Source organism: Mucilaginibacter aurantiaciroseus (assembly GCF_024055595.1).
Classification (GTDB): Bacteria; Bacteroidota; Bacteroidia; order Sphingobacteriales; family Sphingobacteriaceae; genus Mucilaginibacter; species Mucilaginibacter aurantiaciroseus.
Genome location: NZ_JAMXOF010000001.1, coordinates 757,075 through 771,509 on the forward strand (window position 1 = coordinate 757,075; position 14,435 = coordinate 771,509).

At 43.3% G+C, this 14,435-nt stretch carries 11 protein-coding genes and 1 tRNA gene; 4 read left to right on the forward strand and 8 right to left on the reverse strand.

The window, feature by feature from the left end; genetic code table 11:
* Positions 1–14: 14 nt before the first annotated feature.
* Positions 15–1,157, forward strand: coding sequence for an efflux RND transporter periplasmic adaptor subunit (locus NAF17_RS03530; RefSeq protein ID WP_252756600.1), 1,143 nt, complete (start codon positions 15–17; stop codon positions 1,155–1,157).
* A gap of 255 nt (positions 1,158–1,412) precedes the next feature.
* Positions 1,413–3,152 carry an ABC transporter ATP-binding protein gene (locus NAF17_RS03535; protein WP_252756601.1) on the forward strand — a complete coding sequence of 580 codons (1,740 nt, stop codon included), beginning with the start codon at positions 1,413–1,415 and terminating at the stop codon, positions 3,150–3,152.
* 56 nt (positions 3,153–3,208) lie between these two features.
* Here the strand turns inward: NAF17_RS03535 and NAF17_RS03540 are convergent, their stop codons facing one another.
* Positions 3,209–3,610 (reverse strand): class I SAM-dependent methyltransferase, encoded by a 402-nt coding sequence (locus NAF17_RS03540; protein ID WP_252756602.1) that lies wholly within the window; start codon positions 3,608–3,610, stop codon positions 3,209–3,211.
* Positions 3,611–4,150: 540 nt separating this feature from the next.
* On the opposite strand from NAF17_RS03540, the gene NAF17_RS03545 reads away from it, so the two are divergent.
* Positions 4,151–8,467, forward strand: coding sequence for a hybrid sensor histidine kinase/response regulator (locus tag NAF17_RS03545; protein ID WP_252756603.1), 4,317 nt, complete (start codon positions 4,151–4,153; stop codon positions 8,465–8,467).
* A gap of 239 nt (positions 8,468–8,706) precedes the next feature.
* On the opposite strand, the gene NAF17_RS03550 is transcribed toward NAF17_RS03545, so the two are convergent.
* The 7 genes from NAF17_RS03550 to NAF17_RS03580 all read right to left on the reverse strand — a co-directional run bounded on the left by NAF17_RS03550 (position 8,707) and on the right by NAF17_RS03580 (position 13,269).
* Positions 8,707–8,791: transfer RNA gene (locus NAF17_RS03550), tRNA-Ser, on the reverse strand.
* Between the two features lie 87 nt (positions 8,792–8,878).
* On the reverse strand, positions 8,879–9,859 hold the full coding sequence (locus NAF17_RS03555; protein ID WP_252756604.1) for a YihY/virulence factor BrkB family protein: 981 nt from the start codon (positions 9,857–9,859) through the stop codon (positions 8,879–8,881).
* Positions 9,860–9,870: 11 nt separating this feature from the next.
* Positions 9,871–10,278: an acyl-CoA thioesterase gene (locus tag NAF17_RS03560; protein ID WP_252756605.1), complete on the reverse strand. Its 408-nt coding sequence runs from the start codon at positions 10,276–10,278 to the stop codon at positions 9,871–9,873.
* Entirely contained in the window at positions 10,278–11,297 is a 1,020-nt protein-coding gene (mltG, locus tag NAF17_RS03565; RefSeq protein ID WP_252756606.1) for an endolytic transglycosylase MltG, read from the reverse strand. The genes NAF17_RS03560 and mltG overlap by 1 nt, the downstream gene beginning before the upstream one ends.
* A 122-nt stretch (positions 11,298–11,419) precedes the next feature.
* The gene (locus NAF17_RS03570; protein ID WP_252756607.1) at positions 11,420–11,737 is read right to left on the reverse strand and encodes a rhodanese-like domain-containing protein; all 318 of its coding nucleotides are present in this window, start codon (positions 11,735–11,737) and stop codon (positions 11,420–11,422) included.
* Entirely contained in the window at positions 11,721–12,515 is a 795-nt protein-coding gene (locus NAF17_RS03575) for a PASTA domain-containing protein (protein ID WP_252756608.1), read from the reverse strand. The genes NAF17_RS03570 and NAF17_RS03575 overlap by 17 nt, the downstream gene beginning before the upstream one ends.
* Before the next feature lie 121 nt (positions 12,516–12,636).
* The gene (locus NAF17_RS03580; RefSeq protein WP_252756609.1) at positions 12,637–13,269 is read right to left on the reverse strand and encodes a hypothetical protein; all 633 of its coding nucleotides are present in this window, start codon (positions 13,267–13,269) and stop codon (positions 12,637–12,639) included.
* A 151-nt stretch (positions 13,270–13,420) separates the two neighbouring features.
* On the opposite strand from NAF17_RS03580, the gene NAF17_RS03585 reads away from it, so the two are divergent.
* Positions 13,421–14,404 (forward strand): D-alanine--D-alanine ligase, encoded by a 984-nt coding sequence (locus NAF17_RS03585; RefSeq protein ID WP_252756610.1) that lies wholly within the window; start codon positions 13,421–13,423, stop codon positions 14,402–14,404.
* Positions 14,405–14,435: the final 31 nt, after the last annotated feature.

Consider the following 14,435-nt stretch of genomic DNA (forward strand, 5'->3'; position numbering starts at 1 on the left):
AGTTACATATACAAATGTCCGTGATTACGCTGGCAACATTGGCCCTGTTTTCTTGCGGCGGCAGCACGGTGGATAAACCGGAAACAAAAACGGCAGAGAAACCCGCCGCCGCAAACAGTATGGCTGTTACTTTAACCAATGCCCAGGTCAAAACTGCCGGCATTGATACCGGCCACGCGATTACCCGTGCCGTAGCGACTACCTTAAAAGTTACTGGTGCCGTTGATGTACCACCGCAAAATATGGTTAGCATTAGTTTCCCGATGGGCGGCTATTTAAAATCTACTCAATTGCTTCCAGGAATGCACGTTAGCCGCGGTGAAACGATTGCCATAATGGAAGACCAGCAATTTATCCAATTACAGCAGGATTATTTAACAGCAAAAGCCAAATTGAATTATGCGCAAAAAGATTTTGAGCGCCAACGCGACCTTAATCAAAGTAAAGCCAATAGTGATAAAGTTTATCAACAGGCGCAGACTGATTATGAAAGCCAGAAAATCATGGTCAGCTCTCTTGCGGAAAAACTACGCCTGATTGGTATGAACCCTGCTAAAATGAGTGATGGCAACATCACCCGTAGTGCAGCTGTGCGGTCACCAATTGACGGCTATGTAAGTAAGGTAAATGTGAATATTGGAAAGTATGTTAACCCGAGCGATGTGCTATTTGAGATAGTTGATCCAAGGGATATTCATTTGGCGTTGGATGTATTTGAAAAAGATGTGACCTTATTGCACCAAGGGCAAAAGGTGATTGCCTACACCAACAGTAATCCGGATAAAAAATACATCTGTAAAATTGTGTTGATCGGTAAAAACCTGACCGACCAGCGCAAGACCGAAGTGCATTGCCATTTTGAACAGTATGATAAAACCCTGTTACCGGGTACCTTTATAAACGCCGAGATTGAAGTGACGGCCAGCAATACGCTGACCTTGCCTGAAGATGCGTTTGTTAACTATGAAAACAAAAGCTATGCTTTTAAGGTAACAGGTAAAAATGCTTATGAAATGATACCGGTTAAACCTGGAGTAACTAAAGATGGCTACATGGAACTGGCTGCAAGCGGCACTGAATTACGCAATATCAATTTCGTAACTAAAGGCGCTTACAGTTTATTGATGAAAATGAAAAATACCGGCAAAGATGAATAATAGCAAAAGCGGTAAATGGCTGGCTGTATTTGCCGATATGTTTTTCGTCTTAAATACCAAGGTTTTCGGAGGCTTAAATTTCGCGCAGTTTGTTAGTTTGTTTACTTAGCGGTGTTATTTCAGGTGCCTTATTACTCATAGCTTTGTTTTTTAACAATAGCGCAGCGAAGGCACATGGTTAAAACGATATTCAAGTCTGATCTTACTTTTAAACAACGGCTGTCCGCTTTAAAAAATTTACCCGAACTTTTTAGGTTGGTCTGGCAAAGTAGCCCCGGTAAAACAACGCTAAGTTTCGCGTTGCGTATCGCCCGTTCGGCGATGCCGGTAACTTTATTGTATGTTGGTAAACTGATCATTGACCAAGTGGTAGAGTTGAACCGGCACGGAGGCAGCCAGCACGAACTATGGACACTGGTTGGCATTGAGTTTGGCCTGGCCGTGCTGACGGATGGTTTAAACCGGATGATCAATTTGACGGATAGCCTGCTCGGTGACCTATTTTCTAATTATACCTCCATGCGGATCATGCGCCATGCGGCAACGCTCGACCTTGACCAGTTTGAAGACTCTGTATTTTATGATAAGCTGGAACGTGCCCGCCAGCAAACAGTTGGCCGTAGTGTACTGCTGTCGCAGGTGATGAGCCAGGTACAGGATTTTATCTCTATGGCTTTTTTGCTAACCGGGCTACTCGCTTTCAATCCCTGGCTAATCCTGTTGCTGCTCATCGCTATCATCCCCTCATTTTTAGGAGAATCCTATTTTAATAGTCAAAACTATGCCTTAACCCGCAGCCAGACACCCGAAAGGCGCGAACTGGATTATGTTCGTTATTTGGGTGCCAGTGATGAAACCGCAAAAGAAGTAAAGATATTCGGGCTGTCTGATTTCATCATTAACCGCTTCAAAACATTATCTGATAAATTTTACGCAGATAACAGCAGGCTGGCGGTCAAACGTTCGGCCTGGGGAACGTTCTTTTCTGTTTTGGGCAGCATCGGTTATTACGCGGCATACGGCTTTATAATCTACCAAACTGTTACCGGAAAAGCGTCAGTCGGTACACTGACCTTTTTGGCGGGTTCTTTCCGGCAATTGAGCAGCCTGATGGAAAATATGCTGAACCGCTTTACTACGGTATCGCAGGGCGCAATCTACCTGAATGACTTTTTAGAATTTTTTGAGATCAAACCTAAGATAAGCATTGCAGAAAAACCATTGCCGTTCCCTAACCCCATTAAACAAGGGTTTACCTTTGAAAATGTAGGTTTTCAATACCATAATTCGGAGAGCTGGGCCAACCGTCATTTGAACTTTACCTTGCATCCCGGCGAAAAGCTGGCATTGGTTGGTGAAAACGGTGCGGGTAAAACCACACTCGTCAAATTGCTGGCCCGGCTGTATGATCCAACTGAGGGACGTATTTTATTGGACGGGATAGATCTTAAGGAATATGCGATTGATGACCTGCGTTTAAACCTGGGCATTATCTTCCAGGATTACCTGCGTTACCAGATGACACTTTCGCAAAATATTGCGGTCGGCAATATCAGCGAAATTGGCAACAAAGCGCTGATTCAAAAAGCGGCAGAGGAAAGCCTGGCGGATGTTTTAGCGGAAAAATTACCTAATCGCTACGAACAATGGTTAGGCAGGCGTTTCAATGATGGCGTAGAACTATCAGGAGGCGAATGGCAAAAAGTGGCTTTAGCCCGCGCTTATATGAAGGATGCCCAGGTATTGATCCTTGATGAACCGACTGCCGCCCTGGATGCAAGGGCAGAATACGAGGTGTTTCAGCGTTTTGCTCAAATGACTAAAGGAAAATCAGCCGTACTAATTTCGCACCGTTTTTCTACCGCACGCTTAGCTGACAGGATTCTGGTATTGGATAAAGGCACACTGCTGGAAGCGGGTACGCATGAAGAATTAATATTAAAGGATACCCGTTATGCGGAGTTATTTCGGTTACAGGCGAAAGGTTATCAATAAAGCTAACCGGCCGGTTAGGAATTATACCAACGGGTTCACATCGGAAACGTTAACACTCATAGTTTTTTAAAGCTACAAAACACGAAATTCTGCTTGGTTCCAAATGGCGTGATATGGTCTTCCATGGTACAACTTAGATTAGTAAAATCATGGTAGAACTGACCTTGTAATTGACCTGACGAATATCGTCGGACAGGCAGGCTGCTACATCTTTCAGGGCCATTTTCAGAAAAGGTACTAATGATCAAATACTGTTTAACTGATTTGGTTGCAATACTTTTATAAGTAGCTATTTGGGCTTCATCTGTCAAAAAATGAAAGGTAGCCCGGTTATGCCACAAATCATAATGCTCATCTGTTTTGAACGATGTAACGTAAGACACCTCCCATTTTACGCGACTGCTATTTGGCCCCAATCTGACTTTTGCTTTTTCAATGGCTGCTGCTGATATATCCAAAATAGTTATATTGGTAACCTTCCAGTAAAAGAAAATCTATCAGTCTACAGTCACCGCCACCAATATAGATGATGCTGGGATTTTTTGTCAGGATTTATATCCACCACGACTGAGCATAATAGCTTAATAATTGCCTGCCTTTATTATTTATTAGATATACTGAAGACTTGTTTTTTTTACCAATATGCCATAATTCGACTGCACCAACATTCACAAGTTTTCTAATTCCCAACTTTACTTGTTGCAAGTTCATTTGAATAAATTGTTTTTGGACGTCGAACGGGTTAAAACATACTATGGTAACTGCAAAGAATAGTATCTCCATTTGAGTTTTATTTAAACCATTCTCTTTTCGAAATATGTAATTAATATTTCGCTGATTCAATGTAAAAAACTTAACAAACAAATTTGTTGTTGCTATATCTATTTCTAACAATTTTAAGAAAAGTAATCATTAAAATTAGATATTGACAGCCGGACAGGTTGATCATATAGGCCTGCCGCGAGGACTCTTTTGTATCGACTATAATATAACCCGTTTTGTTCATACGCAAGCTAAGTTGGATCAGGCTGAAACGCAATTGGATGATCGGTAACTTTATTAAGGAATGTAACGTAAAAGACGGTAACCTGAGTTATAAAAAATTGTCATACTTGCTTTGTTTCTGTTGTCGTTTTTCCGGCAAGCACATGCTGCTCACAGGGCTGTCTATGTTCATTTATTTGGGGGCATTCGCCCAAAAAGAAAGCCTTAAGTTTTATCATATCACGACAGAGCAGGGACTGACGCAGATCAACGTGAACTGCGTCAAGCAGGATAGCCGCGGTCTAATGTGGATAGGCACACGTAACGGCTTGAACCGTTACGATGGTTACCGTTTTACCACTTTTCGAAACGACGCTAAAAATCGTAATTCCATCAGCAATAACATGATCAATGACATGTTGGAGGATAAAGCAGGCAATATTTGGCTTGCCACGCAAGACGGGCTGAACCGGTATAACAGAAAGTCGGGGTATTTTACCAGGTATGTTCACGATGACCGGGATCCAAAATCCATCTCTACCAACCTTATAAACAGGCTGGCTTTGGACAGTTCGGGCAATATTTGGGTAGCTACACAAAATAGCGGACTTGATTATTTTAACCTGAAAAAGGGAACTTTCCAGCATCATCTGCATGATGATGCTGACCCGATGAGTATTGCCGATAACAACGCGCGGACCATTTTTATTGATTCCCGCCAAAAAGTTTGGGTAGGCACCGCCTCGGGCGGATTAGCCGTTTACAATTCGAAAAGAAATAGCTTTGACAAGGTTATGGGAACGTCGCCCGGCTTATTAACCGCTAAAAATATTTATTGCCTGTTTGAGGATGATCAGAAACGCTTATGGATCGGATCACAGGATGCAGGATTATTCAGGTACGATCAAGGCATGAACAGGTTTAAACACTATCAGCACCTTGAGGGCGATACGGGGACGCTGTCCAGCGATGCTGTATATAGCCTGGGCAATGATGAAGCAGGCAACTTATGGGTTGGAACTGAAAACGGAGGCCTGAGTATTTTGAATAAGCGCACGGGCAGGTTTGATACCTATATGCACGACGAAGTGGATTATAATAGCCTGAACGGTAACTCGATATACAGTATTTGCAGGGACCGTAGTGGAAATATGTGGCTTGGCGCATTTGGTGGGGGAATAAACCTTTTCCGGAAATCCACAGCTAATTTTGGACTTTACCGGCACAATGCATCGCCCGGAAGCCTATCTAATAATTTTGTGCTGGATATATCTCAGGACAGCAGGAATCGTATTTGGTTGGGGACAGATGGGGGAGGTTTAAATCTTTTCAACCCGCTAACCGGCAATTTTAAAAATTACAAAAAGCCTGCCGACGGGCAAAACGGTATTACCGGTAACTTTGTACTGGTTGTTGACGAAGATCATAGCGGGAAGATATGGATTGGTACCTGGGGAGACGGCGCCAGTATCTTTGATCCGCGTACAGGTGTTTTTACCAATCTAAAACGGGACGAGAAAAAGCCCGATGGTATTGGCGGTAACAATATTTATAATTTGCTACATACCCGCGATGGGAAAACGTGGCTCAGCACGTTTAATGACGGGCTGGATCAGTACGACCCTGCTACAGGCATTTTTAAACACTACCGCTATAACCTGCAAAATCCCGACGGTTTGGGCAGCGATCGCATCTATGCACTTTTTGAGGACCGTAATGATAAGCTTTGGCTGGGCACCTCCGATGCAGGACTTGAAATGCTTGACCGCCGTAAAGGGACCTTTGTGCATTATAAACACCGGGAAGACAGGAACAGTATCAGTAATAACGGGGTGACAGAAATATTTGAAGACAGTAAAGGCCGGCTTTGGTTAGGTACTTTATCAGGGCTTAACCTTTTTGACCCTGTTACCGGGCATTTTACCATTTTTGGTAAAAAGGATGGTTTGCCCAGCGACATCATTTATGCCATAAGGGAAGACGCACAAGGCATGTTATGGATCAGTACCAATGGCGGTCTTTCACAATTTAACCCTCGTACAAAAATATTTAAAAATTATAACACTGAAGATGGGGTCCAGGGTGATGAGTTTAAACCCCATTCAGCACTGAAAACAAGTGACGGCAAACTTTACTTTGGCGGGGTAAACGGGTTTAATGTGTTCGACCCCGGTAAAGTTGTCAATTCCAAGGGGTTCGCACTAATAATACTCACTTCGTTCTCATTGTTTAATAAGCCGCTCACAGTCGCGCAAAACGCAGATGACCCTTCGCCGCTAAAAAAAGACATATCTGAAACCAGGGCCATAAAACTCAACCACAAACAATCCGTGTTCTCTTTCGAGTTTGCAGCGCTCGATTATGGTTCACCGGATAAAAAGCAATACGCTTACCAGTTAGAAGGCTTCGATCCGGAGTGGAATTTGGTTGGAAACAAAAATTCTGCGTCCTATACAAATCTTTCTCCGGGTGTCTACCGGTTAAAACTTAAATATCAAAACGCCTCAGGTGACTGGTCACCCGTAACAATGGCGCTCGTTATCGATATTATTCCCCCGTTCTGGATGACCTGGTGGTTCCGTACGGTCATCATTATTGCTGCCGTAAGTGCCGTGTATGGTCTGTTCCGTTACCGCATCCGGCTGATTAACCGGCAAAGGGATCAACTGGAAAAGCAGGTCAAGGAACGTACGGAAAGTTTGGCCCGTTTAACGATAGAAGAACGGAAATCACGTGAAGAGGCTGAAAAAGCAAGGGAGGAGGCAGAAAATGCGAGGAAAGATGCTGACGAGGCCAATAAAGCTAAAAGTATATTTTTAGCGACAATGAGCCATGAGATTAGAACACCGATGAACGGTGTTATCGGGATGGCGACGCTGTTATCAAACACTAAATTAACAACCGAACAGGAGGAATACACCGATACGATCAGGAATTGCGGAGATTCTCTGTTAAACGTTATCAATGATATACTGGATTTTACGAAGATCGAAACGGGTCATATGGAACTGGAAGCTCATGATTTCGATTTGCGCGACTGCGTAGAAGGGGTACTGGATATCTTTGCGGAAAAAGCATCCAGGCAAAAGCTTGACCTGGTTTACCAAATGGCACCAAACGTACCTCCCCGTATCATCGGCGATCCCTTGCGTCTTGGACAGGTTTTAATTAATCTGGTTGGAAATGCCATGAAATTCACTTCGAGGGGAGAAGTATTTATTGATATTCAATTCGCCGGTGTCACAGAAAGCGACTTGGTATTGCAGTTTTCTGTACGGGATACCGGCATTGGTATCCCCGCCGACAAACTGCATAAATTATTTAGAGCATTCTCACAGGTTGACTCCGGAACGACCCGCAAATATGGCGGTACAGGTTTAGGCCTCGCGATCAGCGAAAAGCTGATCAACCTGATGGGGGGAACCATATCGGTAAGCAGCGAAGCCGGATCGGGAGCAACATTTACATTCACTGTTCAGGTGAAAGCGGGACAGAAAAGCGAACGAACGTACGTTAACTTAAATACTGATGCCCTTCGATCAAAAACTATCCTCGTGGTAGACGATAATGATACCAACCGTAATATCCTGATGACCCAGTTAAAACAATGGGATTTTTTGCCTTTTGCTGCCGCTTCAGGAGAAGAAGCGCTTGAGCTGATAAAAAAAGACAGTTTCGATCTCGTAATCACCGATATGGATATGCCGGTGATGGACGGGGCTGAACTTGCCCGACGCGTTCGTTTAATGCAAAAGAAATCACATTTGATATTGCTTAGTTCAATAGGTAATGATCGTTTAAAAACTGATGCGGGCTTATTCGATGTGGTAGTGACAAAACCGGTCAAACATCATTTACTATATAAACAGATCATAGACCAGTTAAGGGATGAGGAGGCTGCGCCGAGGCCCGTACAAACTTTACCCGGCCAGCTGACCTTAGAAATGGCCCAACGTTTTCCGTTGGATATCCTGATCGCGGAGGACAATATGGTTAACCAAAAAGTGATCATGTACATTCTTAAAAAGATGGGGTATTCACCCGATCTCTCTGCTAATGGCCACGAAGTCCTGGAGGCCATAGCGCGGCGCAGGTACGATATGATCTTGATGGACATCCAGATGCCGGAAATGGACGGGCTGGAGGCAACCCGTTTTATCCGGGAACATCTCAGCGAACAGCCCGTTATCGTTGCTATGACCGCCAACGCAATGGTGGAAGACCGTGAGGCCTGTTTTCAGGCCGGCATGAATGACTATTTGAGTAAACCAATGAAGCTTGCCGAGATCATCGCCGTTCTGGAGAAATGGGGTCAAAACATAAAAAATTAACGCCCGATAGGTTTTATGAGTTAGCCGGGTTGATCTGGGTATCATTGTTTGGTTAAACAAATAAATATTGCAGTGATAATTATAAGATTCATGAAGAAAACAACTCGACTTATCGCGATTCTTTTCCTGCTTTTACCAATTTCGCTACTGGCTCAGTATTGTAAGGGGTTTCGATTAAAACACAAAAGCCTGCAATCATTTGATTTGCAGGCTTTTGTTTGGTTTTAATATGTAATCAGCGGAGAGCTAGGGATTCGAACCCCAGGACCTGTAACAGTCAACAGTTTTCAAGACTGCCGCAATCGACCACTCTGCCAGCTCTCCGGGGACAAAAGTACAAATCCGGGGCGAATTGCCAAACTTGATGTTAACTTTTTTTAAACTAATTGTAATGGGTTGATTGTCATTGGCTTATTTAGCCAAATTGTTGTTTTTTTTGGTTCGGAAGGTATTAAACCTTGGTTTTTGGATGCGGATGGCGCGCTTGGAAAGGTCAACACTGGCGTTTAATTCAAACCCGATGAGCAAAATCATGGAGTTAAGGTACAGATATATCATTACTACAATGAGTGTACCAATGGCACCATAAACCGCGTTGTATGATGAAAAGTTGTTGGTATAGTAAGTAAACCCAATCGATGTTAATATAGCCAGCGATGTAGCCAGGATAGAGCCGGGGTTGATAAACTTCCATTTACGCTTGTTTGAAGGCCCGTAGCGGTATAATATGCAAATGGTAGTAAAGAATATCACCAGGATAATTAACCAGCGTGTAAGGGCTAACAGCCATGTCCAAAAGGCCGCTTCGCTATTTAGTTCGTGCTGAATAAAATGAATTACTGATTGGCCCGCTATCATAATGATAATGGCAATGAGTAATGCGATACTGATTATCACAGTTAGCAGCAAAGCTATAAAGCGGCGTTTTAACCAGCTGCGGGTTTCCAGTATCAGTGATGACTTGTTGAACGCCTGCATTAGGTTACTTACGCCGTTAGTAGCAAAGTATAAAGCGGTTATAAACCCTACTGAAAGTAGTTTGCCGTTTTGGCGCGCAACGATGTCTACTATAGTATCGTAAAACGCTTTATAAACATTTACCGGCATAATTAGGGCAAACAGACTTAGAAGATTTTTTTGAAAGCCATGTACAGGTATATAAGCTATCAGCGTAAATAAAAAGATAATAGCCGGGAACAACGCCAGCATAAAATTATAAGCCAGGGCAGCCGCGCGGTTAGCCAGCGACGTTTTTTGGATCTCGAAGAAAAAAAACACCACTACTGTGTACAAAGGCAGCGGCCTAAAGCCCGGGATGTAAACGGTTTTGGCCCAGTCGGTAAGGTATTGGTAAAATCTAAAACGCAGTAAAAATTTGTGGGCCCATTTCATTATGGCTAAAATTACTCAAAAAAAGGCTTTAGTTTTTTAATAAAATCGGCAGGGGGCAGGCAGGGGCGGTTGCTCTTCATATTAACGAAGGCCAGCAAAGTTTCCCCAAGGTGGATCAGTTCCTCACGCTCGTTAAACAGCTCGTAACGGAAATGGATCTTAACCCCGGGTATCTTATCCATAATAACGTTAATGGTTATCTCCTCGTCGTAACGGGCGGGTTTAAGGTACTTGCATTTCAGTTCAAGTACTGGCATCATAATACCTGATGCTTCCATACCGCTGTAGGTTAGGCCAAGGCTACGCAGCATTTCTACACGGCCCACTTCAAAAAACTCGGCGTAATTACCGTAGTACATATAGCCCATTTGGTCGGTTTCGCCGTAGCGCACCCTCAATTTGGTAGCGTTCTGGAACATTAGCGTTTGATATTCCGGTCGTTAAGGGCCTGCTGAAATGCCTTGGCATTAACTCTATGTTCGGTTTCATTAGTGGCAAAAGCATGGTTGCCGCTAAAGTCCGCCTTAGCGCACATATATAGGTAGTCGTTTTTTTTATAATCAAGCACCGCATTAATGGCGTTTACCGATGGCATCATGATAGGGCCGGGGGGTAAACCTTTATAAAAGTAAGTGTTGTATGGCGAATTAGTAATTAAGTCACGATTAAGCACGCGTTTAATGGTAAAATCATTCAAAGCGAAGATCACAGTAGGATCGGACTGCAGCTTCATGCCTTTGTTAAGACGGTTAAGGTAAAGGCCAGCAATGGTGGGCATTTCATCATCATGCAAAGCCTCGGCATCAACAATAGATGCTAAAACAGAAACTTCCTGTGGTGTAAGTTTTAAGGCTTCGGCTTTTTGTTTCCGCTCGGGCGTCCAAAACTTTTTGTAGTTGGCATACATTCTCGTAAATAGTTTTTCTGCCGATGTATTCCAGTATAGCTGGTAAGAATTGGGTATAAAAACGGTGTAGATATTATCGGTAGTAAAACCGTATTGCTGTGCAAACTTAGAAGAATCTAATAGGCGCAATACCGAAACCGAATCGGCCTCGATCTTTTTAGAAATAAAACCTGCGAACTGGTCCTTCAGCCTGATGTTATGGAAGGCAAGTGTAACCGGCTCCTGGTTGCCTGATTTTAGCATGTTGATAAAATTGCGGTTACTCATGCCGCTTTTTAGCCGGTACTTACCCGGTTTTACCTTTACAAACTTCATGCTTTGAGCCGATTGCAGGAACGAAGTAGTGTCTTTAACGATGCCCTGCCGGGTTATCGACTTGTAAACCTCATCAAGCGTAGCACCTGTTTTGATGTAGAGGTGTTCCTGCTTATCGGTAACGTTTGGCCCAAAAAAGCGCAGGTAATAGAATATACCGGTACCGGCTAATGATAATAGGACGATGACCACCAGCGCTATCCAAAATTTTTTCATGGTATGTTTAGGAAGATGTATATTTAATATTTAGTTTTTTAGCCTCACCTAATTCCTCTCCTATGGAAAGGAATTGAACTCCTCTTTTCAGAACCCTCTCCTCTGGAGAGGGCAGGGTGAGGCTAAGATGTGTTGTTAATATTTAGTTTTTGCAGGGCTTTAAGGCCACCTTTAAGGTTTAATACGTTTAAGAAACCACCTCCAGTTAAAATTGCCTGCGCAGTTTCGCTCCTGATACCTGCACTGCAAATAACGATTATCTCGTCGGTTTTGTTGTAAGCAATGTTTTTGATGTGTTGTTTTAATTTCCCTACCGGGATGTTTTGGCCGCCGATGTTATAGGTATGGTATTCAATAACCTCCCTAACATCAAGCAGATTTAAGCTTTCTCCGGCTTGTAAAAGTTGCTGTAATTGAACTGCATTAATTTGTTGGGGCATTATCTGCTTTACCTTGCGATACCGTTAAATTAATGCGTGTGCCGATACTGGTTTTGCTCAGCGAATCGCTCCGCATTGGCGATTGCGAAACCACAATTACGTTGGTAGAGTCGCTTATCGAGCCCTCGTAGGTAATGCTGCCCACAGTTAACCCGGCGCCTTTTATCGAAAACCTGGCCGCATCCAGGTCAAGATTTATTAACTCCGGTATCTCCACTTCGCTAGCACCTTCGCCATTACCCAATACCAGGTCCAGCTTAGAGCCTTTTGGTAGTTTGGTGCCCGGTTTTATGATCTGGCCGCCAAAGCGCACTTCCAGCACGCGGTCGCGGGCAATGTCCGACCGGTAGGTGGTATCGCCGATTTTTAAACCGTAGTTTGATAATACCGCCACCGCTTCGCGGTAAATGCTTTGCTCGGTAGTAAGGTCAGGTAGGGGTACGTTTGGTGCCAGTTGGGTAACCATGGTAAGGTATATGGTACGGTTCTCTTTAACGTTGGTGCCGGCATCCGGGTCTTGCTCAACAATGGTGCCGGGGGCCTGGTCGGGCACGTAAACCGAATCTATTTTAAAGTTGAAACCCTGCTCTTTAAGCAGTTCCATCGCTCTGTCAACATTTAGGCCTTTAAGTTTTGGAACAGGGATACCCTGGCCGTGGCGGGTGTACGAGCTAAGGCTAAAAAAAGCTATCAAAACAATGCTGATAACCGTGGCTATAACCAATAAAATAGTGTTTCTGAATTGCCTGGTTTTTAAATAAGCCCAAAAATTACTCATGTTTTTGCGTAAGGAATTTAACTTCAAACATAGGGATTTGATTTTGGATTGCGAATTTAAGATTTGGGAAGGGGTGTGTAAGAGATTTGATTTATGACTTTAAACTACCTCTACTCTCCAGTCACTGATCACTAATATTGGCCTTTGTTTTAATATAAGCAAAATCCTCCTTTTTAGTAAAATATTCGAGCCCTAAGATCAACAGCGTAGAATTTGCGAAATTTACTTTTTGCATGATGGGCAGTAAACGCCAATCGCTAATGCCCCATAAGTAAACACTATAAAAAAACACCAAAAGGCTAATGATGCAAAAGAATTTAAATAAATGAAGCTTTGTTTTAAGGATAAAAACTGTGATGATAACTATGCATGTCCAAAATACGAAAGTTGATATAATAAGCATAACATTATGCAAAGCCGTTACGGTTAAAAATGTGAAGAAGATATTGGCTAAACCTCCATACTTTAAAATAGCAGCGGCATTTCTATCTGGTGTTTTCTTCGACATGTTGATGAAAAACACCGCGTAAGTAAGTGGAAGCAGTATCATTCCAGCGTATGCCCAAATTCTGGAAAGGTTTGGGGCGCCATTTAAAGCCCGTATTCCAAACAAATTGCTCATGAAGTTTTTTGTCCAGTCATACCCAACAGCATATTCGTTGAACATGTTGCCACCGGGGTAAACAGCAATAGCTATTAGTATCAAGATCAACGATAATATTATCCCTATTAAAACTGAATATTTCCTAATCATTGACGGAGGTTTGGGTTAAAACTGCAAATGAGATTAAATTGGTGGCTTATTGTTACAAAATTGGTTCGCGTTTCCAGTCGAATTTTCCTCGTATTGCCTAAAATAACATCCAATCTCCCACATTCAAAATCAAAAACTATCTTTGGCTATCATGAAAACCATAAACGTAGCCCTTTTGGCCGGTGGCTTTACCGGCGAGTATGAAGTATCTATCAACAGCGCCAAAAACATCGCCGCCAGTTTAGATGCAAGCAAATACAAGGTTTATACCATATTAATAAACCGCCACAACTGGGTTTACGAGGCCGATAATAAAGCCATCGATATTGATAAAAACGACTTTAGCCTTACCCTAAACGGTGAAAAGATAACATTCGATTTCGCGTTCATTACCGTACACGGCACCCCCGGCGAGGACGGTAAACTGCAAAGCTATTTCGACCTGGTGGGTATCCCTTACAACACCTGCGATGCCACCACATCAGCCATTACCATGAACAAGGCCTACACCAAGGCTATCGTGAATGGTATTCACGGTTTACATGTTGCGAAATCGATCCAGCTACATCAAAGGGACGATCATGATACGGCTACCATAGCATCAACCTTAAGGTTCCCGCTGTTCATCAAACCAAATAACGGTGGCAGCAGCGTAGGCATGAGCAAGGTTTACAACGTTGGCGGCCTGCACGAGGCTATAGAAAAGGCGTTTAAAGAAGACCCGCAGGTACTGATAGAAGAGTTTATTAAAGGCCGCGAATTTAGCATTGGCATAGCCAGGCTGAATGGTAAAATAGTAGTGCTGCCTGCTACCGAGATCATCAGCTCTAAAGACTTTTTTGATTACGAAGCTAAGTATACCCCCGGGGTTTCCGAAGAAATTACCCCAGCCGACCTGCCCGAAGCCAAAAACCACGAGATAGCCGAGATAGTAACCCAGGTTTACCTGCGCCTTAATTGCCGCGGGATGGTAAGGGTGGATTTCATTCTTTTGGAGGGTACACAGGATTTCTATTTCATTGAAATTAACACCACCCCGGGCCAAAGCGCCAATAGCCTGATCCCGCAACAGGTGAGGGCGGCCGGCATGAGCGTTACCCACTTTTACGGTACATTAATAGATAGTACAATGTAAAAATTGGTCATTATTTGGTCGTTTTTGGGTG